Here is a 22,017-nt window from a genome sequence, read left to right as displayed (position 1 = left end):
GGGTGGCTATCGGCCGAGGGTGGTGAGGGTCTGGACGACGACGTTGGCGCGGCCACGCCCGTCCGGGCGGACCTGGCGCAGGTACCACGGTTGGATCGGGGAATGCTCGGTGCCGAACCGCCACTGGCCCCGAGGGCTGTCGATCGCGCCGAGCCGGCTGATCGCCGCGTTGATCGACTCGCTGGTCGGGTTCGGGCCGGCGTCGGCGATCGCTCGATCCAGCAACAGCGCGGCGTCGTAGGCGGTGACGTTGTACAGGTCCGGGATCGCGTTGTGCTTCTGTTGGAAGGCGCTGGCGAAGGCGCGGTTGGCGGCGTTGTCCAGGTCCGGGGCGTAGTTCAGCGAGGAGTAGATGCCATCGGCGGCGGGCCCTTGCGCGGCCAGGACGGCGCCCTCGGTGGTGAACCCGGCCGCGTACAGCGGCAGCTTCGATCCGGACTGGTCGTATTGCTTGACGAAGTTCACCGCGTTGGTGCCGCCGAAGAAACAGAACACCGCCTGGGCGTCGGTCGCCGCGATCGCGTTGATGTAGGGCAGGAAGTTGTCCGTGTTAGGAAACGGCGTGTAGGTCGGTTTGCCGTCCGGGTTGGCCAGCTTCCCGCCGCCGGCGACGAACGGACCGACGAAGCCGCTCACCTGGTCCCATCCGCCCTGGTAGTCCGGGCCGATCGCGTAGACCGGGCCTTTGACAGTCGTGCGCAAGTAATCCGCGATCGCGTTGCCGGCGTCGCGGTTCTGCCACGACGTGTGCCAGGTGTGGCTCACGTCGGTCAGCGTGGTGGGACGTCCGCCCGTCGCGATGTACGGGACCTTCTTCTCGGTGATCACGGGGTGGATCGCCTGTACCGCGTCGGAGCTGATCGTGCCCACCACCACGCGGACACGGTCCTGCTCGATCAGCTTCTTGATGCCGGTGCGTGCGGACTGTTTTCCGTCGGCCTCGTCGACGACCGTGGTCCTGATCTCGCGGCCGCCGAGCTTGCCACCGTGGGTGTCCAGGTAGAGCTGCCAGCCGCGGGCGAAGTCGTCGCCGACCGTTTTGTAGACGCCAGATTGCGGCCACATCAGCCCGATGTGGATCGGCCCGCCGGCGGCGGCCGGGTCATCGGGATCGAGGCTGGATCCGGAACAGCCCCCGATGGCCAGCGCGGCCGCCGCTAGCCCGGCGCCCAGGCGCCATCGCGTTCGTCGTCGCGTCATGTTTCTCCTCATCTCGTCGCGGGTTGGGTGAGACGCTGGCCCAGTACGTGTTCGACCAGCGCGATCAGGGTTTGGCTGACCTCGTCGCGGTCGCGGGCGTCGCAGCGCAGCAGCGGCACCTGCTCGGGGATGCCCAGCGCGTGCCGCACCTCGCCCGTCTCGTGGGTCGGGGCACCGTCGAAGCCATTGACCGCCACCACATAGGGCAGGTGCCGTTCTTCCATGTAGTCGATGACCGAGAAGCAGTCCTCGAGGCGGCGGGTGTCGGTCAGCACGACGGCGCCGATAGCCCCCCGGCACACTTCGTCCCACATGAACCAGAAGCGGGTCTGTCCGGGAGTGCCGAACAGGTAGAGAATCAGTGCGCTGTCGATGGTGATCCGCCCGAAGTCCATCGCCACGGTGGTGGTCGCCTTATTGGGAACGGCGCTGGTGTCGTCGAGGCCCACGCTCGCCGCCGTCATGACCTCCTCTGTCCGCAGCGGACGGATCTCTGAGACCGCGCCGACGAACGTGGTCTTGCCCACGCCGAACCCACCCGCGATGACGATCTTCACGGAGTGGACACGGGCCGCGGCTGTCCCCGCTGGGCTAGCCGAACCCGCTGCTGCCTGTGGTGTGCTCATGACCGGTGCGGCGTCCTCGGAGCCGGGACCAACGCGCCGCCCACGCGGTTGATCAGCACCGCCATTTCATAGGTGACCTGGCCGAGGTCACAGTGCTTTGTGGCCAGCACGGTCAGGCTCGATCCGTCACCGATTGCCATGACGATCAAATAGCCATCCGCCATCTCGGTGACGTTCTGCTCCACGGGCGCGGCGCCCATCAGGTCCGCGGCGCCGTTGGTCAGCGATGCCAGCCCGCTCGTGATCGCCGCCAGCTGATCGGCGCGGTCGGCGGGCAAGCCGCGACTCAAGGCGAGCTTGAGCCCATCGGCGGTTACCGCCATCGCGTGGCTGATTCCAGGGACCTGCCCGCACAGCTGATCCAGCAGGTAGCCCCAGTTGTGCTCGGGTGTCATGGTTCGGTCGTCCTCGCTACGTTGTGGGTTTGCCGCCGTGCGGCCCTGGTCAGCCCGTGTTGGTATGCGGCCATCTGCGCTCGCACCCGATCTGGTTGGCGTGGCACCGGTTTCGCTGGCGCTGCGGTCTGACTGCTTGCTGGCGGCATCGCCGCCCGGCGAGGCTGGCGGATAGGTAGTCCGGAGGCAGTGCGCTGCTCCGGGGCCGCCGAGACGTCCAGGGTGGTCGCGCTGGCCACGGCGGCCCATGCTGTCGCCGCGCCGACGGGTGCCCGTTCGGCGGGCGGCGCGGCACCATCCCCGTCGCCTGGGCGGAACCAGGACCGGTCGTTCCTCATCTGCTCGAAGATCACCGGCTCGGCGGTGGGCTGGGCCGCGGCCGGCGAAGGTGGCGGCCACGTCGGTGGCGGCGCCGCGGACACCTCGGCGGAGATGGCACGTAGCTCGGTCGTCTCCTGCTCCACGACGGGTGCCTGGCTGGTGAACCATTTGTTGGGGACGGTGACGTCGACCCGCGTCCCAGCCCCTGGCTGCGACCGGAACTCGATCTTGATCCCTAGACGGTGGGCGACGGCGCCGACCGCTGGCAGCCCCATCTGTTGCGTCGTTCGGTGGTCCAGCCTTAACGGGTTCGCCACACGTTCCCGAGCCGCCCGCAGTTCCGCCTCGCCCATGCCGATGCCCTGGTCACGGACCTGGATGTGTAGCTGGTCGCCGACCCGCCGCCCCTCGATCTCGACGCGTGTCTCCGGCGGAGAGAAATGGGCGGCGTTGTCGAGCAGCTCGGACAACATGTGGATCAACTCGTCGACCACCTGGCCGGAGACCTGCACGTTGTCGTCGGCATCGGTCACGTCCACTCGCGCGTACGCCTCGATGCCTTGCCCCGCCGCCTGCAGAACGGCGGGCAGCCGCTCGGTGCCCTCGCGCGGCCGGCCCGCGAGGCCACCGCCGAGGATCAGAAGGTTCGCGATGAACCGGCGGATCAGCACGGCGGTGTGGTCCAAAACGAACAGCTTCCGCAACCGTTCCGGATCCTGCTCATCGCGTTCCAGGCCGTCGAGGCTCACCATCATCGCGTCCGCCCGCAGCTGCAGCCGCCGCGACAGCGCAACGAACATCGCACCGACGGCGGCGCGAAGCCCAGCCTGCTCCCCGGCCAGCCGCGCCGCGGACTTCGTGACCAGGTTGAACGCCTCAGCCACCCTGCCCACCTCGTCAGTGCCGTCGACAGGGATCGGTGCGGCCGCCTCCTCCACCAGCCGGTGGACCGTCTGCGGGTCAGCGTGGTCGATGTCCAGCTGCTGGACCATTCCTGGCAGACGACGGACCGCGACAGCGAACGCGCTGGCCTGTAGCCGGGTCAGCGATCCGGTCAGGGACTTGGCTACCCACCACCCGACGACGACCGCGATCAGCACCACCAGCCCGACCCCACCGGAGTTGACGAAGATCGTTCGCAGTTGCGCGTCCCGCTCAGCGGTGACCGCGGTCAGCAGCTCACCGTCGAGGTTGGCCTCCACGGCGTGCATCAGCTCCATGCGGGCCGCGATCGCTGTCGACCAGCCGCGCGCATCCGTATCCAGCTCAAGCCTCGCGCCGGGCTGTGCCCGGGTCGCGACCCCCTGCAGCCGCTCAGACTCGAGGATTTTCTGACCGCCGCCGATCCTGGTGTTCAGCACCGCCGGCCAATGAGCCGGCCCCAGATCACTGAACGCCTGCAGGGCCTCGCTGATACCGGTGTCGGCGCCAACGATCTCCTGCTGCCCGGCGGGAGTGAGTCGCCCGGCGGCGAGGGTTCTGATGGTGGCGGTCTGCAACTGTCCCAGAGACTCGATCGCCTGCGACAGCGACGCCGCGGCGCGCAGACCGTTCGCGGTAGACGCAGACGCACTGACCTGGCCCAGCGCTTGCCGGTAGGCAAGAACGTCCGCGATGACCGCTCGATACCGGAAAACGACGACGCTCAGAACCGCATCCGGTGCCGCAACGACCTTCTGCCGCAGAGACACCAAGCCGGCCAGCTCGTCGTCGATCCGCGCAAGCAGCGACCTGGCGGTGTCCGGCAGCCGGGTGCGAGCGCGCTCGGCCTGGAACTCAGTGACCAGCCAGTCGGTCGCGGCGGCTGCCCGCTGGTAACCGGCGACAGCCTCAGCCCGGCTGGACTCGGCGAACACCAACGCCGCGGCCGCGCGCTCCTGCTGCAGCCGCTCCGCCAGCCGAGCGCCCGTGCCGCCCAGGACGACCATCCCACGTGCCTGGTCCGCCTCCGTTGCCCGCTGAGCAGCCGACACGATCGTCAGCGCCGTTAACGACGTGACCGCGAAGATTGGCAGCGCCAGGATGATGGCGAGCTTGGTCCGGATGCGTCTGTTGCGTAGCCAGGGCCGCCGCCGTCCCGGCCGCGCGTGTGTCGGGTGCTCGGTCACGAAGGCCCAGTCCCCAAGAGGAGCACCACGGTGTTGGGGTGCCGGTCCCAGCCGGCCTCGCCACGTGAGGACACCTTCGCGACGTCGTCCCAGTCGCGGTCCACGCATGGATCCCGCTCGGTCCGCACCGTGATGTCCATCGGGAGCACCGTGTCCACGACGGTCCCAGGACCATCGCTGTACCGGTACCGCACCGCCGCGGCCGACGGCGAGGCGAACAGCGTCACCCCCGGCCACCAGCCATGCCGGTTGACCCACACCGGCTGACCCGCTCGGTACACGGCGGACGGCGGTACGACGGTCCCTCCGGGTTCGGCCCCCGTGCACTGGTGAATCTGGCGATGCGGCATATCAGGCCTCCCCTCCCAGTCGGTCAACTCGCTTCGATGCAGCCGCCGGCTACGCCCGTAGCGCGGCATTTAGCGTTCAGGCGCGCCAGACGAACACCAGTTCCTCCGGCAGCGTGCACACGCGTACAGCGGCCAGCCAGCGGCCAAACAGCGCCGCCCACTGGGCTCCGTTCGGTGTCTCCGCCGGCGCGCCGCCCCGACCGACCACCGCGTCGTAGGTGAGCCGCTCCGTAGTGGCGGCGTCCACAGGCATTAGGCGGCACCCGCAGGGCGAGCGGTAACAGCGCCGGCCGTCCGTACCCACGAGTGGGCTCAACCGAAGGTCGCAGCTGTCACACACAAGGAGCCCGGAAAGCGGGTATCGGGAGGTGCCTACAGAGGGCGCTGCCGTGATCGGCATCGAGCGCCCTCTCCTCGATACAGCGATGCCGGCCAGCACGTCTGCCCCGAAACGATCAACGAAAACTCCGGTGGTCACTGGCAGTCACCTCCCTCTGCTGTGCCCGTGAATTCGCACCCCAAGGTGGTGCAGAGCCGGCCACCGCGAAAGACCCTCAAGGAGGGAGGGATGAGGGATCCCTTCTGAACCAGGGGATCCCCCATCCCTCCCCTGTGCCCGCGGCAGCCGGGCCGTGCCCAGGCCGGCTGGTGAGGATGTATCCTCCGTTGGGAACGTCCGTGCGAATGCACAGTTCACTCACAGGGGTTGTCGCGGGAGGTGTGGCGTGATCAGCCCGTACGTCCGGCGGTTGCGCCTCGCGGCTGAGCTAGCGGCCCTCCGTCGCGCATGTGATCTCTCTGCGGAGAAGTTGGCTCGCGCAGTCGGGCTCCCCCGCACGACGATCTCCAGGCTGGAGAACGCCCGTCTCCGACCCGACATCAACGACGTAATCAAGATCCTTGATCAACTGGGTGTGACCGGTGAGAAATGGACTCAGCTTCTTGCCATTGCCCGTGAGGCCGCAGAGCGTGGCTGGTGGGAGTCCTTCGCCGACGAGATGGGCCCCCGGCAAGCGCTGTACGCGAACCTTGAAGCAGGCGCCGAGTCGATCGAGGAATATCATCTGACGTTGCTGCCTGGGCTGTTGCAGACCCCCGACTTCACATCGGCTCGCGCGGCCGTCGACAAGGCAGACTGGTCCGCGAACTTCAGCCCTGCCAGGGCCGTCGAAGCCCGGCGCCTGCGTCAGCGGATGCTGCATCGTCCTGACGGCGCGAAGTACAGCGTCGTCATTGACGAACTCGCGATCCGCCGCCCCGCCGCCCCGTCAGAGGTCGTAGTCCAGCAGCTCCGGCACATCGCGCAGGTCGTGGACAGCGACCAACCCCGGATCACGGTACGGGTGTTGCCCCTCGACAAGCCGATCGACGAGCACATCGTCCCCAGGTCAGGATTCTCGATCTACCGCTATCCCGATCCCGGCGACCCGGTCGTTGTTGCGGTCGACACGGTGACGGACGATCTGGTCCATACTCATCCGGAGCAGACCGCCCACTACCTCGATCTCCACAGGCGACTCACGGATGCAGCGCTTCCCCCCGACGAGAGCGTGCAGCTTCTACAGGCAGCTGCGCGCCGAGCTCCACGGTCGACAGAAAGGGCAGCGTGAGCACACCACAGATCAACTTCGCCATCTGGTGGAAGTCCAGCCGCAGCAGCGGCGGCGGTAACTGCGTCGAGGTGGCGGTCAAGGACTGCCACGTCGGCGTCCGCGACAGCAAGAATCCCGGCGCAGCCATGCTCGTCTTCTCCGCGCCAAGCTGGTCGCGCTTCGTGAGCGCCATTCGCGCAGGTCATCTGAAGCCCTGATCTTTAAGGACACTTTGGGGCTGACCCGTCGGGTCAGCCCCAAATGCTGTATTGGCACCCAGATGCCGGCTTGAGAAGACCGTCGGACAGTGCGATGCTACGAACATCGCAACAAGTGAACTGTTCAGCCGCGTGGATGTAAACTATAGTAACCACAAGGCTAGACGCGGGTAGCGGATACCAACCACGGTGACGACGCACCTGCGTTAGACGATCCGATCAGCGCAGGCAGTGGGGGGTCTCCTGGTGCCGCCGAACGACAAGCTTCGCAAGGCGCGCGAAGATCGCGGGATGGGCCGGCCGGACCTTGTCGCGGCGGTCAACACCGTGCTGTACGGCGAGCCCAAGTCTCCCTTCAGCGCGTTCACGACGAACTACCTGGGCAAGCTCGAAAAGGGGCGCATCCGGCGGCCCGGAGACGACTACCGCAGCGCGCTGCGCGAAGTCCTTCACTGTACCGACGCCGACCTCGGGTTCGAGGAGGACCCGCGCCCGCGCCTTCCAGAAGAGACCATCCCGGCCGCTGCTACACACCCCGGCCTACCCGCCGGGATCCCACTGCTGGGCACGTCCCTGGACGACCTACTCGGGCGGCCGCGGCCCGGGGAGCCTCCTCGCTGCATCGGTCGAGACCACATCACCCAAATAGTTGATGTCGCGAACTTCTTTGAGCACTGGGACAACACTCACGGCGGGGCCGCAGCTCGCGACATCGCCGACGATCGGCTGCGCCACCTGGCGTCGTGGATCAGTGTTCCCTGCCCAGCGAGCCTGAGGCTGGAGTTCCACACGGCTTTGGCGCATCTCGCAGGTGTCGTCGGGTTCATGCTGTTCGACGCGTACGAGCACGACGAAGCGCGTCGCCGTTTCGGCTTCGCACTGCACTGTGCAACGGATAACTGGCATCAACGAGCCATGCTGCTGTCCAGCATGGCTCGACAGGAGATCTGGTGCCGCCGGCCAGACGATGGTCTAACCTACGTCGAGATGGGCTTGGTCAGAGCTGATCGGCTCACCGCAACCGAGCGCGCCATGATGCACACCGTGAGGGCTCGCGCTTTGGCCAAGCTCGGGCCCGATCGCGCGCAAGAGGCGCTAAAAGCGGTAGGTGCGGCGGACGAAGAGTTCACACACTCCAACCCCGCCGAGGATCCTGTTTGGATGAGGTTCTACGACGTGGCCCAGCACCACGGAGACACCGCCCACGCTCTGTTCGACGTCGCCGTGAACACATCGCTCGAGACTGAAGCCGTGAGCCGATTTGCCCGCGCCGTTGAGCTCCATGCGCCTGAGTACGCACGATCAAGAGCAATCTCACGAACCAAGCTCGCCACGCTGACGATGGCACAGGGCGACCCCCAGGAGGCCGCTCAAATCGGCCACGAGGCGCTCAACGACGCGGGCCCGGTCCGGTCGAGGCGGGCGACGGACGATCTGCGTGCCCTCTATCGAGTGGCCGGCAAGCACGCCGGCATCGAGGAGGTTGATGCGCTCAGGGAGCGCCTCCTGGTCACCGTTGGCGCAGCCGCGTGACGAGGACGGGTACTGCGCTCGAACGCGCCTGCCGCTACGTCGGGATCGACTACGCAGGCGCCGAGGTTATCCGCGCCGGCGAGAACACGCTCTACCTTCTGAAAGGCGACATTGTCGCGCGGGTCGGCCGGCCAGGCCAAGTAGAAGCAGCCCAGAAGGAGGTACGGGTCTCCCGTTGGCTCAACAGTGTAGGGGTCGACGTTGTCGAGGCGATCCCCGACCTGGACCAGCCGGTGGTCATCAACGACTGTGCGGTCACGTTCTGGTACCGGCTTGCTGAGCACCACGAAGGCAGCATGGCCCAAGTAGCACAGACGCTGCGCCGGCTTCATCAACTGGTTCCGCCTCCCAGTCTGCAACTGCCGCCTCTCGCACCGTTCGTGCGGTTGAGGGAACGCATCGCCGAGGCCAGGGTTTTCCAACCCTCTGATCGGGCCTGGCTGGAGCAGCACCTCCAACGCCTTCAGGAGCGTTACGAGGATCTTCCGCCCGGACTCGCACCTGGCGCTGTTCACGGCGACGCTTGGGGCGGCAACATAGTCGCCACGACAACCGGGCCGGTGGTCCTAGACCTGGAGCGGTTCTCCTACGGCCCGCCTGAATGGGATCTCGCATCGATCGCTGTCGACCACTTCACCTTCGGTTCGCTTACCGAGGGAGAGTGGGCAACGTTCTGCGATCATTACGGCCACGATGTCACCGACTGGGAGGGGTACGGAACGCTCCGAGACGCTAGGGAGTTGCGCAAGGTGACCTTCGCTGCGCAGATGGCTGACCAGCATCCGCGCCTGCGTGACCAGGCCCGGTACCGGCTCCGCTGTATCCAGGGTCAGGAAGGTGGTCGTCCCTGGCATTGGCAGCCGGTGCCGTAGCAGCTGGATCTGGGAATAGCTTTATCGATCCGCCATCTCAGGTGGGTCCCACCAACCCTCCGGCGCGGGGACCGTGGCCAGGTCCTTTCCCCCGGCATGACGCTCGGGATTGCAACTGGCGAAAGGCCCGCTGGGGCCTAGCAGGTGCGGCAGGTGATGGTCGAGGCGTTCGCGCAACCAGGCGTCTAGGCCGAGCGGTTCGATTCGAAGCGTCTCCCAGGACCGCCACAGAGCCTCCAGGCGCGTGATCGCCTCGGCGTGTTCCCACCAGCGGGCGCACCAGCGAATCTGGCCGCCCACTGGGCGGGCATAGACCCGGACGAAGTGTTCGACCACCCACTGCTCCAGCGTGGGGTACCGCAGCTCAATCGGGATGCCCGAGGCCGCCTCCCCGGCCGGGGAAGGGGCCGGGGTGGCGGTCGGGGGTCGTGGTTGGCTGAGGAGAAGGTCGAGTTCCTCGACGGCGTTCTCGACGCGCTTAAGGCGGGGCTCGTAGTCGTCCTGCCATTCCTGCAGGAGCGCCGCGAAGTCGGGACTGGGCTCGGTCATGGGGATAGATGCCGTTCGGCGCGCGTGGTGAGATCCTTGATGGCCGCCGCTTCGGCGGCACGAATCCGGTCGGCTTGAGGACCGTCGAACCATGGACGTAGGGCGATCTGCGCTGCTCGGCAGCCGGTGGCCAGCAACAGGGCGGTGCCTTTGCGAAGTTCCCGAACCCTGTGAGGGCCGAGGATGGGCTGCTGGCGCAGCGTGACGGATTCGGACAACGTGCGGTCACGGCCGCCGCGGCTGTAGGACGTGACGGCGACGTCGTGCGGTCCGACGAGCCGGCTGAGCCGTTCACCGAGCCGGTCGTCATCAATGCCGCTACCAATCAGTTTGACCGTCGCCGCGCCCCACAGAGCTTCCATGCCGGCCCGGCCCCAGACAGTCTCGCCTTGCGCCCACGATTGCAGGATCGTGACGGGCAGGACACCGCGCGAGCCGAGGTGCGAGTACAGGGTCGGCAGGTCGGCGATGCGGCAGATGTTGGCTGCTTCGTCCAACACGACGGGCATCGGTGGATCGAGCCGCCCGCCGCGGGTTTCGGCCCGGCGTACGGCTTCCCGCATGACCCGGTCGGCGAGGGCTGCGATCAGCGGGGCGGCCGACCCACCGCCGTCTTTGCTGAGCAGGTAGAGCGTGTCTCGGGACTGGACGAACTTCCTGGGGTCAAAGGTCGCCAGGGTGCCAGACGGCGGTGGGGTGACCCACTTCATGATCTGCGGGTCGCGTAGGCAGCGGGCGCCGATCCGAGCGGTCACGTACAACCCCTGCTTGGTCTCTGGGGCCGTGTTCTGGATGCCGCGCAACCCCTTGGCTTGGGCGCTGAACTCTGGCCGCGACTCGAGGATGTCGACCGGTTCAGGGCTGCCGTCATCGACCAGCCAGAGGTAGACCTCGGTGAGCGACCGGCCGCTGATACCGGCGGCGAGCACCAGGGCCGACAGCAGTTCGGTGGCGCCCGGCCCCCAGATGTCGCGGCGCTGCGGGTCGTCGACGTTGAGGATGAAATGGCCCGCGAGGCGCTCGGCCTCCTCCACCGTGGTCACCCCGTCCAGCGCCGGCCACCACCAGTCCTGGTGCGCGAAGACGATCGATTGCGGATCGAACACCCACGCCTGCCGCGCGCCCTCTGTGCGCAGCTCGACGGTGGCGGCCCACAGGTCGGCCTTGTTGCTGGTCGCGACGACCGGGCCGGGAGCGGCCAGCACGGTCGGTATCGCCAGCGCGGTGCTCTTGAAACTTCGCGGGGCCATGATCGCCACCATCACGTCTTCCCAAGACGCTCGCAGCTCCGGTCCGCGTGGTTGGAGAGTGCCGAGCAGGACGCCGGTCTCCTCCGGCGGAAGGGATTCACGCGGCAGCCCGGCGAGCGACGGACGCAGCCGCCGGGCGCGGTCAGCGATCACCGGCGGCGTCAGCGGGGCGACCTGCTCGGGGGTGGCAAGCGATGCCAAGGGGTCGTCGGGCCGTGGCAGCCGTCGGGCGATCAGGCGCCAGCCGACCACGACGAGAGCGATCGCGGCCGCCAGCAGGACCGTGAAGACGGTCGCGATCAACCAGGCTGGCACACCCGGCAACATCTGAGCAGCCCGCCCGCGCAGTAGCCCACTGATGAACCGGGTGCCGAACGCCGGCCCTGTCGCCCACGAGTGGCCAGAGAGCACCGCGGCGATCCGTGCGGCCAGCCACGCAAGGAGCCCGAGCGCGTACACGCCGCCGACTCCCCCGACAATCAGCCACGGAGCGACCGAGCCCATGGGCACGGTCTTGGGGCGCAGCGTCCTCATAGCAGCGTCCCGGGCTGTGCCGCGAGGTCGCGCACGGCGGCATCCGTGTCGTACAGGAGCCGCTCGTCCCCTACCAGCGACAGCTCGACCGGGATGCCGATCCTCTCCCCCGTCTTGATCATGTATTTGCCGCGGCCGGGGTGAGTGGTACCGGGCAGCCACGACTCTGGCGCCGCCCACGACTTGATCAGGTCGATCTCCGGCTCCGTCAGTGGCGTCACCTCGCCGACGCGGCGCAGTTCCTTGAGGGGAAGACCAGCCAGCACGGTGATGGCGCTGCGCTCCATGAATCCACGAGCCTTGGCCCTGTCCTCCGAGGTGGGCAACGCGTCCAGGTCAGCGAGCGAGTGCGTGATCATCAGCGACGCCATGCCCTTTTGCCGATTCAGCCGCGTTAGCGCGTCGGCGTGTTCCACCAGCCCGGACGCTCCGCGCAGCGCTCTCCACAGCTCGTCCATGACCGCCAGGTACTGTCGCCGCGATGCCAGCCCGAGCTCCGCCAGGACGGCGGCAGCGTCGACCATGGCGAAGCCGTAGCTCCAGCAGCACAGCATCGCCGCGGCCACCAGCGTGTCCCCCGCGGCAGCCACGCGGGAGATGTCCACCGACACCGCTGGGGCGCCCAGATCCAGCGGTTGGGATGTGGGCCCGTCGAAGACGCCTGCGAGCGAACCGTTGCACAACAGGTCCAAGGTGAAAACAAGCTCGTCGACGCGTCGGCTGTAGTCTTCGTCGCTCGCGCGGGCCGCCGCCCGCAACTCGTCGGGACCGTCTTCGACAACACGGAGCACGTCGGGGACGGTGGGATCCTCGGCAGCGCGTTCGCTGAGCAGGTCGATCGCTCGCCCGAGCACCACCTCCTCCGCGTTGGACAGCCGGGTTCCGCGCACCAGCGCGCACAGAGCCAGCAGGAGGCTCAGGCGACGTCCCCGGATCTCCAGCCGCAGCCGTGCCGCGTCCGTGCCGCTCATCCGCTGCACCGCCTGCCCGAGCGGGCCGCTATCGAGCGGGTTGATCCGGTGCATTCCTCGTCCGACCTCGATCACCTGCCCGCCCAGGTGCCGCACCAGCGGCGTGTAGTCCGGCTTGGTGTCGCCGAGCACCAGCGCAGCGGTGCCGTACGCCACCATGCCCGTGATGAGCCGCTTGGAGATGGTGGACTTCCCGACGCCAGGCTGTCCGAGAATGAACACACCAGGATTGGTGACAAGGCCGTGGTTGAGCCACGCCAGCGGGTCCAGGCAAACCACTTCGCCCCACAGCATGTGCCGCCCGACCGGAACACCAACCGGTGGCGCACCGGAGCCGGCGACGAACGGGAACATTCCGCAGATCTGGACCGTCGTGCCCTGGTATTCGACGCCGCCGTTGACGTGAGACGCCCGCCCGGCGCCCGGGCCACGCCATCCCCACCCGGGCGCCGGCTCGCCACGGGCGGCCGCGAACCGCATCGCCGTGGCGCTGCTGGGCACGCCGGGAGGCACCAGCAATGGCCGTTCGGTACGGGCTTCGCCCCTTCTCCAAAGCATCGGACTCCCCTGTGGTACGTCGAGGCTGATCAGCGCGGCCAGCGCCGTGAGAGCATCGGCGGGCAGATTCCAGCCGGCAACGTCGCCGCGAACCCGGCCGCCTGGGACCGATACATCCGCCGCAGCCGGATCTTGGCCGTCTGCGCACGCGCTTCGAGGTCTGCGGTCGCCGTGAGCAGGTCGTCCTCATCCAGGACAGTGACCGTCGCGTAGAGACTGACCAGGCACACGCCGGCGCCCATCGCCTCCTCGCGGGCCGCCTGTCGGGCCCGCTGCTGGTCGGCCACGTCACGTGCGGTCGCGTCGCGCCCCTGCCGGCGGCTCAGCTCGGCCCGAAACGCCGCGGCGTTGACCTCGTTCTCGAGGATCCGCGCGGCCGCCGCCGCCGAGAAAGGTCGGTAGAGCAGCGTCACCCTCTTGGGGAACAACCCCGGCGAGACCAGCCGTGCCAGCACGTTGGAGTTGACATGCTGGCGGGGCGCCTCGTGCCAGGCATAGCTGACGCTGACCCCTGAGTCGTGCCGGTAACGATCCCAGCTCTCCTCGGCGGCAACCGGCCCAGCGTCGATCCAAGTCAGCAACTGGTACGGGTCGCCGGACTGCTGCAGCCGCTCCACCTCCCCCCGGGCTGCCGGGTCGAAGGCCGTTCGGACGATCCCAGCCAGGTCGACGGCCGAAGCGCGACCAAGAACAGTGACGCCGCACGAAGCCAGCGCACTGGTCAGCCCGTGCAGCATCCGCCCGAACTCCGCGGCCGCCGTCGGCAGGTCCTTCGGCCGCGAGGGCGAGCCCGCCGGGTCGAAGGTGATACTCACCCTCGTGTCGACGTCCGCGGCGGCCGCCGGCGAACGACGTACCAGCTCGGCCAGAAGGTGCCGCGCCGGGGCAGGTGCTGACGGATCCACCCGCGAGCTCACGTAGTCATCGAGCGTGGAACCTGGATCAGGTGCCGATTCCACCGTCACCGCCACCCACCGAATCGCTGGGAGGTGGCCCAAGCCCGCCACCCACGAGCCCCAGTTGGCCACCCACGTGTCCGCGTCCGAGCGGTTGGCCAGCCACGTGCTCGTCGCGGCGCACCGAAGCGTCGCCGTCAGCGTCCCGGCCCGACGATCCCACACGACCCCGTACGTGCCGCCGAGGCCGTCGTCGGCGGTGACCAACTCGGTGGAGGCCAGAACGCCGGGCAGCTGCCAAGCGCGGGGATGTTCGACCACGACACCGCCACGCCAAGAGTGGTAGCCGCGCATCATCCCGATCGTCCAGCGTGCACGTTCGACGAGCGCGTGCGACACCGGCACGCCATCCCACCGGATCAGTGTCGCGGCGATCAGCAGTCCGACCGGGGCGGCGAGGATCAATGCCGCCCGCAGGGAAAACGCCGCCGCCGTGATGAGGGAAAGAACGCCGCCGAGCACGACAGCTGAAGCCACCGGGCCCAGCCCGAAAAGCCCCATCCCCCGCGACCGCCGCCAGCCGCCGTAGGTGCGTACCTCCTGCGCCGACTGCGTCACCTCATCCTCCCATCGCGTCGGTGGCCTTGCTGGCAGCGTTCTTCGCTCCCTGCTGCGCTGCCTGCGCACCGACCACGGCGGCCACCCCGATCGGTCCGCCGGCGGCGCCCGCTCCGGCGGCGCCCGCCGCGGCACCACCTGCCCCGGCACCTGCTGCGGCGGCACCTCCCCCAGCGCCTGTCGCGCCCGCCCCGGCGCCCGCTGCGGCGCCGCCCGTCCTCGCGCCAGTTCCAGCGGCGCCAGGACCCGCGCCGACAGTCGCCCTGCCCGCCGTCGCGCCAGAGGACGACTGCGCCTGATCCGCCCCGACGCGCGGCTCCCTTGGGCCGGCCGCTGGCGCGGCACCGGCAGGCGCAGCCGACGCGCCGCCATCCGCAGGGCCAAGTGTCTGCTGCACGTAGCGGGCGTGTTCCGAGGCGCTGCTTCCGCCACCGCCACCGCCCAGCCAGGACGCCGCATGCAGCCCTCCGCCGGCTGCCGCCAGTCCGGCACCGAACCCGCCACCACTACCGCCGTCAACGGAACCGACGGACCAGTTGAAGAACTTCAGCAAGGCGGGTAACGCGATCAGCGACAAGCCCAGGATGGCGAAACCCATGAACAATGTCCGCACGCCGCTGCCTTCGCCGATCATGGCGAACCCGGTGGCGTACACGAGCGCCGCCACGGGCTTGTAGAAGATCAACGCCGGTCCCCAGGCCAGAATCTTGCGCAGCCAGGGCCTCGTGAGCGAGTTGAACTGACCGGACGCCGCGAAGACCACCGCCCCCGACAGGACGAGGACGGCGATCTCTCGGAAGATCAACAGTACGGCCTGGACGGCGCCGGCGCAGATGGCGAGGATGCCGAACACGATCACGAGGCCGGGACTCGCTAGCGCGGCGCTGAACGTGGCGACCATCCGCTCTTCAAACCGGCCACCCGTCGAGGTATCGAGGATCCAGCTGGACAACACGTCACTTGCCTGCAACGCGGCGGCGGGTGCCGCGATGCCGGCGGCGGACCAGAACGCGGTGCTGAACAGTCCCCGTCCAATGTCGATCAGCGGGTCGCCCTTTCGGCTGAGCGTCATGCGGATGCCAGCGAACATGAGACCCGCGATGGCGACGAAGATCGCCATGGGCAGCATGAAGCCGCGCAGCGTATGTACGACGTTGTCCTGGGCGGTCAGGTCGATGGAGGGCACGTCGATCCACCAGGTGACGGTCTCCGTGACCAGCGCGACCATGCCCTCACTGATTGCGTTGGCTAACGCCTCTACCCCGGAGTTGGCCACCTCCCGCCCGACTATGCACGGCAGCGGGCTCGTAATCCCGCACATCGCTACCTCCGTCTCGGGAACGCGGTGTAACCGTTGGTCGACGGAGCCTGGCCGGTCGCGTTCTGCCACCGCCCGCCCGGTGGTGCCACGAGCCGCCAGTCGCCTTCCGCCCAGCGCACCTCGATTCGGAAGTCGACGTAGACGGTGCCTTGGGCGTTGGGCCCGGGACTGGCGATCAGCAGCCGCAGGAACGCCGCCTGGTCTGTGTAGGACTCGACACGGTAGCCGGCGAGGCTCGCGTGGGTCCCTGGCAGTGGATCGCCTGCCGCGACGCCGGCCTCCGCACGCCGCCCTTCGTACTCGCTGTCGACGTTGGAGGCCAAAGCGTCGACGTCCGTGCCGATAACCTGCTGGTCGATGGTGGGCCGGTACACCCGCGGACCCACGATCGCGTCCGCCCGCACGGCGATGTGGGTCGCGGCCATCACCGAGCCGAACCGGTTGTGGGCGAATCCCCATGCTCGACCCTCGGCGACCGTGGCCGGCCCGTACCTTGCTGACACTGGCAACGCCATGCCACGCACGTCGACCCAGGTCACGGTGCCGAGGTCATCTGTCGCCGACCGCGTCTCCGACAGGGCGGATCCGAAGCCGTCACTGGGCGCGGCCGAACTTGAGGTTGCTGCCGGCGGCGGTGAGCCGTCGCCGCCACCCCACACGGCGAGGCCCCCGATTCCCGCGAGAGCGACTGCGACGACCGCGGTAGCGATCAGCGCGATCCGGCGGGTCCGTCGACGAACCTCTGCCTCGATGTCGTAGGTCATGGCGGCCCGCCTACGTGCCCAGGATCGTCAACACGACCCCGCCCGAGACCGAGATCACCGACAAGCCCGCGATGATCCACGGCATGCCGACGGCCCCCTCGACGGCCATGTTCGAGCGGCCACGCCGGCCGATGGTCATCATGATCCCGGTGATCATGAAGCCGACAAAACCGCCCACCAAGCCGCCCCACTTCAGCCAGCCAAGGAACATGTTGGTGGGATCCTGAAGCCCTGGCGGAGCCTGCGGCGGAACATCCCAGTCCGACGTTGGAGTCGGCTCCGGTGCGACCAGCGGCTGCAAGGCAGCCTCCAGCACGGTTCGTATGCTCACGTGCTACCTCCCTGAGGTATGCGGGTTGCGGAGCGGATCTGGTCCAAGGCCCGCACGACCCGGCGCGGTACCGTGTCCGCGACCGGGTCGTCGACGTACCGCCACCGCGTCACATACGGCAGGCGCACGATGACCGGCACGAGGCTCCCGAGTAGCCGCAACCGCAGTGTCGCCAGTCGCGGCTCGGGCCACGGCCCGTCGCTGACGACCACCAGCGCGTGCGGCGCGATTCCAGCGGCACGGGCGCGCTCGAGCACCCAGGTCGCGCGGTTGGCGCCGTGCGGTGTACCGCGAGTCACCAGCACCAGCGGCAGCCAGGGGGGCTGGGGCAGCCCCAGGCCGGAGTCAGCGGCGTCGCCCAGCAGTCTGGCAAGTGTGCTGGTGCCCGCTCCCCCGTGGCAGCCGGTCAGAATCAAGGCGCGCGGCGGGTGCGTGTCGCTGTCCGGCGGGCGCACCTTGGCGGGCGTAGTGTGGACTACAGCCATCGTCAGTTCGCCTCCTGGCTTATGGGTCGAGGCCGGCGCTACGCAGGAACGCGATCGGGTCAACCGCGCCGGCGTTGCTTCGGTCGTTGTTGAGATGGACCTCGAAATGCAGGTGCGGACCCGATGAGTGTCCGCTGGTGCCCACCCACCCGATCTGCTCGCCGCTGGCGACCTGCTGCTCGACCTTGACGATCGGCTTGCGGACCTGGTGGCAGTAGCGGGTGATCACCCCGTCCGCGTGACGGATGTCGATCATCCACCCACAGCCGGACGTGGTCGGAGAACCGTCCGAATCGCACCGATACGGCGGTTCCGCATCATCGTCACACTTCACTACGATCACTGTGCCGGCCGACGCCGCGTAGATCGGCGTTTCCCTACCAGCGATCAGGTCGACGCCGGCGTGCAGCCGCCCTCCGCGTGGCCCGAACGGCGAACCGACCTCGTACTGGCCTTTCGCCAGAGGCAGCGACCAGCCACCGACCACGATCACCGGGCTGGCGGCGTACGTCGGGATCTTCGATCGGACCTTGCCCGGGTACTCGTGTGCCATGCCAGCTGTTGGAACGCCTCCTGCCTTCTGGACGCAGGCGCGGCCGCAAAAGTAGGCCGCGAGGGCGAGGTCGAGCGGGTCGCCGGTCAGCGACGCGTCCTTGACGCCGGCCCTCGCCCAGCGGGTCAGGTCGCACATCAGCGTTCCCAGCGCCATGATGGCGTCCTCCGGGTCGAACGGCGAGTTGGTTCCGTCGCCGTCGGCGTCTCTGCCCCAGGCGTCCCATGTGCCTTGCTGGAACTGCGCCAAGCCCATCGCGTCGCCGCCACGGTCTGCGGGGTTGCGGGCCACGGCGGTCGGATTCCAGCTGCTCTCGGTGTCGACCTGCGCTGCGGCCAGCGCCGGGGTGACGTCCTTGCAGAGGTCTCCTGCCCGATTGACCCACAGCGCCCATGACGGGTTGGGGATCGGCGCATCTGGGCGTAGCGCGCCGCCGGGCAGTTGCTGGTTGGCGTAGTCGTCGGCGCCGTCGTTGTTGGCGTCCGACGCTGCGAAGCCCGTCACGACGATGAACGGCACAAGCAGAAAGGCCGAGATGCCGAGGATGGTCAGACGGGCGGCGCTGACCTGCATCATGGCCCCAGGGGTTCAGTTTCGTAGGCGCTGACCAGCAGTCGCCCTTGGTCCTGGACCTTCAGGACACAATGCACTACGTAGCGGGCCGGCTGGCCCTGCCACCCGTCGCGACCGATAGCGGTGACGACGGCCAGACGGGAGCTGATCGGCTGAGCAGGTTCCGGGGCGGCGTCACCTGCGTAGTGACTGGTCACGACCTGGGTGTGCGCCTTGTGGCCCACCAGGTCCTGCCATTCGGCGTCGGCCCGCGAATCGGCAGCCGCGCCGGACAGCGACATGGTCATATACGGTGCGGCTCGGCGAAACGCGTCGGCCGGCGATGCGTCCGCCAGGGCGTCGCGGGTCATGACCGTGCGTACGAAGGCGTCACACACCGCATCCCCGTCGTGATAGTCGACCCCTGGATCCAGTGCGGCCGGCGCGGGCTGGCTGGGCGGCGGCAGATGCTGCGGGCGTTTCGTGTCAGCATCACATCCAGCGGCAGTCGCCGCCCCCGCCAGCATTAGAGCGACCCACAAAGCCGGCGACCAGGCAGGGCGAGGGGCGCGGCGGGTGAGAGACGCAAGCGGGGGAACGTCTCTCACCTGCGGCGCCCCCCGATCTGCCGCCATGACCACCGTCCTTGCACCTCCATCAGCCCGGAGCCGTTGCCGGCACAGCCTGCTACGCAGGCAGTCCCCGTTTACCGTCACGGCCCCCAACGCTGACCAGGCGCGGCGACCCCGCGCCGGGGGCCCCCTGAGTTAGCGGCCAAGAGGACCCCCGGCCTTGGAGCGAACACATCCGCACGGACAACGGATCCGTACCTGATCCGCCATCCCAAACCGCACGGCAAGTGTTGCGCATTGCAGGGGGTGTGCGCAACACCCGTTTCGCGCCCGTCCGGGGAGGCCGCCGATCGGCGGCCTCCCCGGAGTCGGTGCGGTGGCCGCCAGTTGTCGCAGTGCCCGGCCCGCGCGAGTTCGGTGCAACTACCCGCGGGTCCGCTTGCGGGACGCCCGGTGGAGTGATGCGCCGCTACTACGCCGTCGAGATCCAGAGGAGACCCGGGCAAGCCGGGGCGTTGCGCACCACGCGATGCGACGCCCCGCTCTCGATTGCGCTAGATGGGGCAACCGATGATCGGCGCAGCTGTACGACCTGGCGGCGAGCCGGGTGAAGCCGCAAGCAACCGGGCGATGCAGCGCACCATGCAACGGCCTGACGGAACAACGACGACACGACGCTCCGTGCGACCGGCATCACAGCCAGAACACAGACCGACGAGGAGCACGGACGACACGGCCAGCCCTCTAACGACGGACCGAGCGACGCGACGCACTAACCAACCGAAGCACGACGACACGCGCACACGTCAGACCACCGCCAGGCCATCACGGCCGCCAGACCGAACAAGTGGAGACCGCGCAAGACAAGGCACGGGCGCACCGAGCCGGCACAAGAGCGAATGCACGAACGGACAGCCCAGCCGACCAACGAACGTACGCCCATACGAACCACGAACCGGGATAGGGGCCGACAAGCCTGCGCACCGAACTTACAGACGCCCAACCAGCCACCGAGGCGGACACGCCACCAGGCCGACGAGCAAAGGAACGCGAAGCCCCCCGAAGGAACGCCGGCACAGACCAAAACCCAGCACGCCGGACAGACAGAAGAGCGTGCGCACAAAAGAACGAGCGAACGACGGGGCAAAGGCGAGGGCGGGAAGCCGGAGCAGAGAACGAGCACCCGCACGCACGGACGACCGAAACGGAGTGCAAACAAGGACCGAGGCGGGCTAACGCAAGGCCGGCAACACAGGGAGGAAGGCGACAGCCCATGCAAGCAGAAAGACGGGCAGACCACACGACGCCACAACGAGAGCACCACCACGGAGCGCAAACACCAGACGAACGACCGGACAAGCGAGCAAGCACATGCCGAACCGAGCGCGCAGAGCACCGAAAAGAAGAACGGGCACGCGAACAGTAGAACAGTCGAACAGTCGAACAGTCGAACAGTAGGCGAGCCTGCGGAGTGTCGCGTAGCGCGAACGACGCGACGTCTGATAGGCAGTAGACCCATCAGGAACCCTAACGAACCGGGAAGGACGAGCATGGGAGGGCTCAACAGCTTCGGCACTGGCACTCAGAAAGGAGGACCCGGCAAGACGACCATCACCCTGAACGTCGCCGCGGCCCTTGCGCTGGGCGGCAACCGCGTCGCGATCGTGGACCTCGACCTCCAGGGCGACGCCACCATCGCGATGGGGGTCGAAGCCACCCCAGGCAAGACCGTGGGCAGCCTCATCACCAACAAGGCGCTCACGATCGAGGACGTCATCGTTGACCGCACCGATGCGCTCGACGGCGTGCCAGGCCGGGAGGAGGGCGGCAAGCTTTACGTCCTCCCCGCCGAACGTGGCGACCTCATTCAGGCGGTCACCGAGATGCAGAAGAACCCAATCGCCGGCGCGTACGCCGTACGGAACATCGTCCGGCAGATGGAGGGCGGCGTCGACTGGGTAGCGATCGACTTTCGGCCTGACCTCGACATCCTGGTTGGTGCGGGAACCGCTGCCGTCGACGCCGTCATGGCGGTCATGCATCCTCAGCTCGCCACCTTTCGTGGCGGCCTGGCGTTCCAACAGTCGATCGACCAACTGCGGGCAGAGGCAGGAGCAACCACGCGCTTCCTCGGTGTGGTCCTCAACCAGTACGAGGACGGCGAGGAAGCCGGCTGGGTGGAGGGCGAGCTCGTCGAGGCTGGAACGAAGGTGTTCGAAACCAAGATTCCGCGGTCAAAGAACGCGTCGAAGTCCTACGCCTTCGGTCGTCCCGCCGTCCTCCAGTACCCCACCAGCCGTGTCGCGCAGCGCTTTGTAGATCTAGCCGTCGAGATGCTCGACCGATACGAAGGGCGGCGATAACCCTTGCCAGCGAAAGACCGCAAGCCGCGGCCGGCGCCGGCCGGCCTCAGCAGGCTACGGCGTAGCGCCACAGCAAGCGCAGAGTCCGCCGACTTCAGCGGTGGCTTCGCGTCCGGCGCGCCAACCGCAACACTGGCGCCACCGGAGGCGTCGCCCCAGGCAACAACTGCCAACGTGCCCGAGGACGAGCCAGCGACCAAGCAAACGCCCGAGGCGTCCTCGGCTGAGCAACCCGAACCCCCGGCGCAGCGCGCGGCAGACGAGCCAGCGACCAAGCAAACGCCCGAGGCGTCCTCGGCTGAGCAACCCGAACCCCCGGCGCAGCGCGCGGCAGACGAGCCAGCGACCAAGCAAACGCCCGAGGCGTCCTCGGCTGAGCAACCCGAACCCCCGGCGCAGCGCGCGGCAGACGAGCCAGCGACCAAGCAAACGCCCGAGGCGTCCTCGGCTGAGCAACCCGAACCCCCGGCGCAGCGCGCGGCAGA

21 protein-coding genes are annotated in these 22,017 nt (G+C 68.3%); 5 read left to right on the top strand and 16 right to left on the bottom strand.

The features are described from left to right. Positions 1-6: 6 nt before the first annotated feature. From V6V89_RS09715 to V6V89_RS09690, 6 genes are all read right to left on the bottom strand, one after another. A complete protein-coding gene (locus V6V89_RS09715) occupies positions 7-1,200 on the bottom strand; it encodes an ABC transporter substrate-binding protein (protein WP_334618679.1) in 1,194 nt (397 codons plus the stop codon). A gap of 8 nt (positions 1,201-1,208) precedes the next feature. Continuing rightward, positions 1,209-1,826: a GTP-binding protein gene (locus tag V6V89_RS09710; protein WP_334618678.1), complete on the bottom strand. Its 618-nt coding sequence runs from the start codon at positions 1,824-1,826 to the stop codon at positions 1,209-1,211. Next, positions 1,823-2,221: a roadblock/LC7 domain-containing protein gene (locus V6V89_RS09705; RefSeq protein ID WP_334618677.1), complete on the bottom strand. Its 399-nt coding sequence runs from the start codon at positions 2,219-2,221 to the stop codon at positions 1,823-1,825. Before V6V89_RS09705 ends, V6V89_RS09710 begins: the two co-directional genes overlap by 4 nt. Next, on the bottom strand, positions 2,218-4,650 hold the full coding sequence (locus V6V89_RS09700; RefSeq protein WP_334618676.1) for a nitrate- and nitrite sensing domain-containing protein: 2,433 nt from the start codon (positions 4,648-4,650) through the stop codon (positions 2,218-2,220). Before V6V89_RS09700 ends, V6V89_RS09705 begins: the two co-directional genes overlap by 4 nt. Then, a complete protein-coding gene (locus V6V89_RS09695) occupies positions 4,647-4,877 on the bottom strand; it encodes a hypothetical protein (protein ID WP_334618675.1) in 231 nt (76 codons plus the stop codon). The genes V6V89_RS09700 and V6V89_RS09695 overlap by 4 nt, the downstream gene beginning before the upstream one ends. A 199-nt stretch (positions 4,878-5,076) precedes the next feature. After that, positions 5,077-5,253, bottom strand: coding sequence for a hypothetical protein (locus tag V6V89_RS09690; RefSeq protein WP_334618674.1), 177 nt, complete (start codon positions 5,251-5,253; stop codon positions 5,077-5,079). Positions 5,254-5,725: 472 nt separating this feature from the next. Here V6V89_RS09690 and V6V89_RS09685 point away from each other — a divergent pair, with 472 nt between their 5' ends. From V6V89_RS09685 to V6V89_RS09670, 4 genes are all read left to right on the top strand, one after another. Then, a complete protein-coding gene (locus V6V89_RS09685; RefSeq protein ID WP_334618673.1) occupies positions 5,726-6,610 on the top strand; it encodes a helix-turn-helix domain-containing protein in 885 nt (294 codons plus the stop codon). Further along, a complete protein-coding gene (locus V6V89_RS09680) occupies positions 6,607-6,810 on the top strand; it encodes a DUF397 domain-containing protein (RefSeq protein ID WP_334618672.1) in 204 nt (67 codons plus the stop codon). Before V6V89_RS09685 ends, V6V89_RS09680 begins: the two co-directional genes overlap by 4 nt. 246 nt (positions 6,811-7,056) lie before the next feature. Then, positions 7,057-8,343, top strand: a complete 1,287-nt coding sequence (locus V6V89_RS09675) for a hypothetical protein (protein ID WP_334618671.1) — start codon at positions 7,057-7,059, stop codon at positions 8,341-8,343. Further along, the gene (locus V6V89_RS09670) at positions 8,340-9,215 is read left to right on the top strand and encodes a phosphotransferase enzyme family protein (RefSeq protein ID WP_334618670.1); all 876 of its coding nucleotides are present in this window, start codon (positions 8,340-8,342) and stop codon (positions 9,213-9,215) included. The genes V6V89_RS09675 and V6V89_RS09670 overlap by 4 nt, the downstream gene beginning before the upstream one ends. Positions 9,216-9,236: 21 nt before the next feature. Here V6V89_RS09670 and V6V89_RS09665 read toward each other — a convergent pair whose 3' ends face one another. From V6V89_RS09665 to V6V89_RS09620, 10 genes are all read right to left on the bottom strand, one after another. Further along, entirely contained in the window at positions 9,237-9,764 is a 528-nt protein-coding gene (locus V6V89_RS09665) for a DUF4913 domain-containing protein (protein ID WP_334618669.1), read from the bottom strand. Then, positions 9,761-11,548 carry a type IV secretory system conjugative DNA transfer family protein gene (locus V6V89_RS09660; RefSeq protein ID WP_334618668.1) on the bottom strand — a complete coding sequence of 596 codons (1,788 nt, stop codon included), beginning with the start codon at positions 11,546-11,548 and terminating at the stop codon, positions 9,761-9,763. Before V6V89_RS09660 ends, V6V89_RS09665 begins: the two co-directional genes overlap by 4 nt. Then, the gene (locus V6V89_RS09655; protein WP_334618816.1) at positions 11,545-13,032 is read right to left on the bottom strand and encodes a hypothetical protein; all 1,488 of its coding nucleotides are present in this window, start codon (positions 13,030-13,032) and stop codon (positions 11,545-11,547) included. Before V6V89_RS09655 ends, V6V89_RS09660 begins: the two co-directional genes overlap by 4 nt. 74 nt (positions 13,033-13,106) lie before the next feature. Next, the gene (locus V6V89_RS09650) at positions 13,107-14,591 is read right to left on the bottom strand and encodes an SCO6880 family protein (protein ID WP_334618667.1); all 1,485 of its coding nucleotides are present in this window, start codon (positions 14,589-14,591) and stop codon (positions 13,107-13,109) included. A gap of 1 nt (position 14,592) precedes the next feature. Continuing rightward, entirely contained in the window at positions 14,593-15,912 is a 1,320-nt protein-coding gene (locus V6V89_RS09645) for a hypothetical protein (RefSeq protein WP_334618666.1), read from the bottom strand. A 2-nt stretch (positions 15,913-15,914) separates the two neighbouring features. Then, on the bottom strand, positions 15,915-16,676 hold the full coding sequence (locus V6V89_RS09640; protein WP_334618665.1) for a hypothetical protein: 762 nt from the start codon (positions 16,674-16,676) through the stop codon (positions 15,915-15,917). Between the two features lie 10 nt (positions 16,677-16,686). Then, on the bottom strand, positions 16,687-16,992 hold the full coding sequence (locus V6V89_RS09635; protein WP_334618664.1) for a hypothetical protein: 306 nt from the start codon (positions 16,990-16,992) through the stop codon (positions 16,687-16,689). 11 nt (positions 16,993-17,003) lie between these two features. Further along, positions 17,004-17,492: a DUF6668 family protein gene (locus V6V89_RS09630; protein ID WP_334618663.1), complete on the bottom strand. Its 489-nt coding sequence runs from the start codon at positions 17,490-17,492 to the stop codon at positions 17,004-17,006. Between the two features lie 19 nt (positions 17,493-17,511). Then, positions 17,512-18,621, bottom strand: a complete 1,110-nt coding sequence (locus V6V89_RS09625) for a peptidoglycan DD-metalloendopeptidase family protein (protein WP_334618662.1) — start codon at positions 18,619-18,621, stop codon at positions 17,512-17,514. Continuing rightward, on the bottom strand, positions 18,618-18,968 hold the full coding sequence (locus V6V89_RS09620; RefSeq protein WP_334618661.1) for a hypothetical protein: 351 nt from the start codon (positions 18,966-18,968) through the stop codon (positions 18,618-18,620). Before V6V89_RS09620 ends, V6V89_RS09625 begins: the two co-directional genes overlap by 4 nt. A gap of 1,751 nt (positions 18,969-20,719) precedes the next feature. Between V6V89_RS09620 and V6V89_RS09615 the strand changes: the two genes are divergently transcribed. Further along, on the top strand, positions 20,720-21,532 hold the full coding sequence (locus V6V89_RS09615; protein ID WP_334618660.1) for a ParA family protein: 813 nt from the start codon (positions 20,720-20,722) through the stop codon (positions 21,530-21,532). The last annotated feature ends 485 nt before the right edge of the window (positions 21,533-22,017 follow it).

The sequence above is a fragment of the Micromonospora sp. CPCC 206061 genome (genome assembly GCF_036906915.1).
Classification (GTDB): Bacteria; Actinomycetota; Actinomycetes; order Mycobacteriales; family Micromonosporaceae; genus Phytohabitans.
Note: the sequence above shows the minus strand (reverse complement) of the source record. Positions and strands in the feature narration are given on the sequence as shown.

Coding starts and splice junctions, on each gene's coding strand:
- V6V89_RS09615 (WP_334618660.1), top strand. CDS start 20,720: ATGGGAGGGCTCAACAGCTTCGGCACTGGCACTCAGAAAGGAGGACCC.
- V6V89_RS09665 (WP_334618669.1), bottom strand. CDS start 9,764: ATGACCGAGCCCAGTCCCGACTTCGCGGCGCTCCTGCAGGAATGGCAG.
- V6V89_RS09705 (WP_334618677.1), bottom strand. CDS start 2,221: ATGACACCCGAGCACAACTGGGGCTACCTGCTGGATCAGCTGTGCGGG.
- V6V89_RS09640 (WP_334618665.1), bottom strand. CDS start 16,676: ATGACCTACGACATCGAGGCAGAGGTTCGTCGACGGACCCGCCGGATC.
- V6V89_RS09690 (WP_334618674.1), bottom strand. CDS start 5,253: ATGCCTGTGGACGCCGCCACTACGGAGCGGCTCACCTACGACGCGGTG.
- V6V89_RS09630 (WP_334618663.1), bottom strand. CDS start 17,492: ATGGCTGTAGTCCACACTACGCCCGCCAAGGTGCGCCCGCCGGACAGC.
- V6V89_RS09645 (WP_334618666.1), bottom strand. CDS start 15,912: ATGTGCGGGATTACGAGCCCGCTGCCGTGCATAGTCGGGCGGGAGGTG.
- V6V89_RS09715 (WP_334618679.1), bottom strand. CDS start 1,200: ATGACGCGACGACGAACGCGATGGCGCCTGGGCGCCGGGCTAGCGGCG.
- V6V89_RS09710 (WP_334618678.1), bottom strand. CDS start 1,826: ATGAGCACACCACAGGCAGCAGCGGGTTCGGCTAGCCCAGCGGGGACA.
- V6V89_RS09625 (WP_334618662.1), bottom strand. CDS start 18,621: ATGATGCAGGTCAGCGCCGCCCGTCTGACCATCCTCGGCATCTCGGCC.
- V6V89_RS09660 (WP_334618668.1), bottom strand. CDS start 11,548: ATGAGGACGCTGCGCCCCAAGACCGTGCCCATGGGCTCGGTCGCTCCG.
- V6V89_RS09620 (WP_334618661.1), bottom strand. CDS start 18,968: ATGACCCGCGACGCCCTGGCGGACGCATCGCCGGCCGACGCGTTTCGC.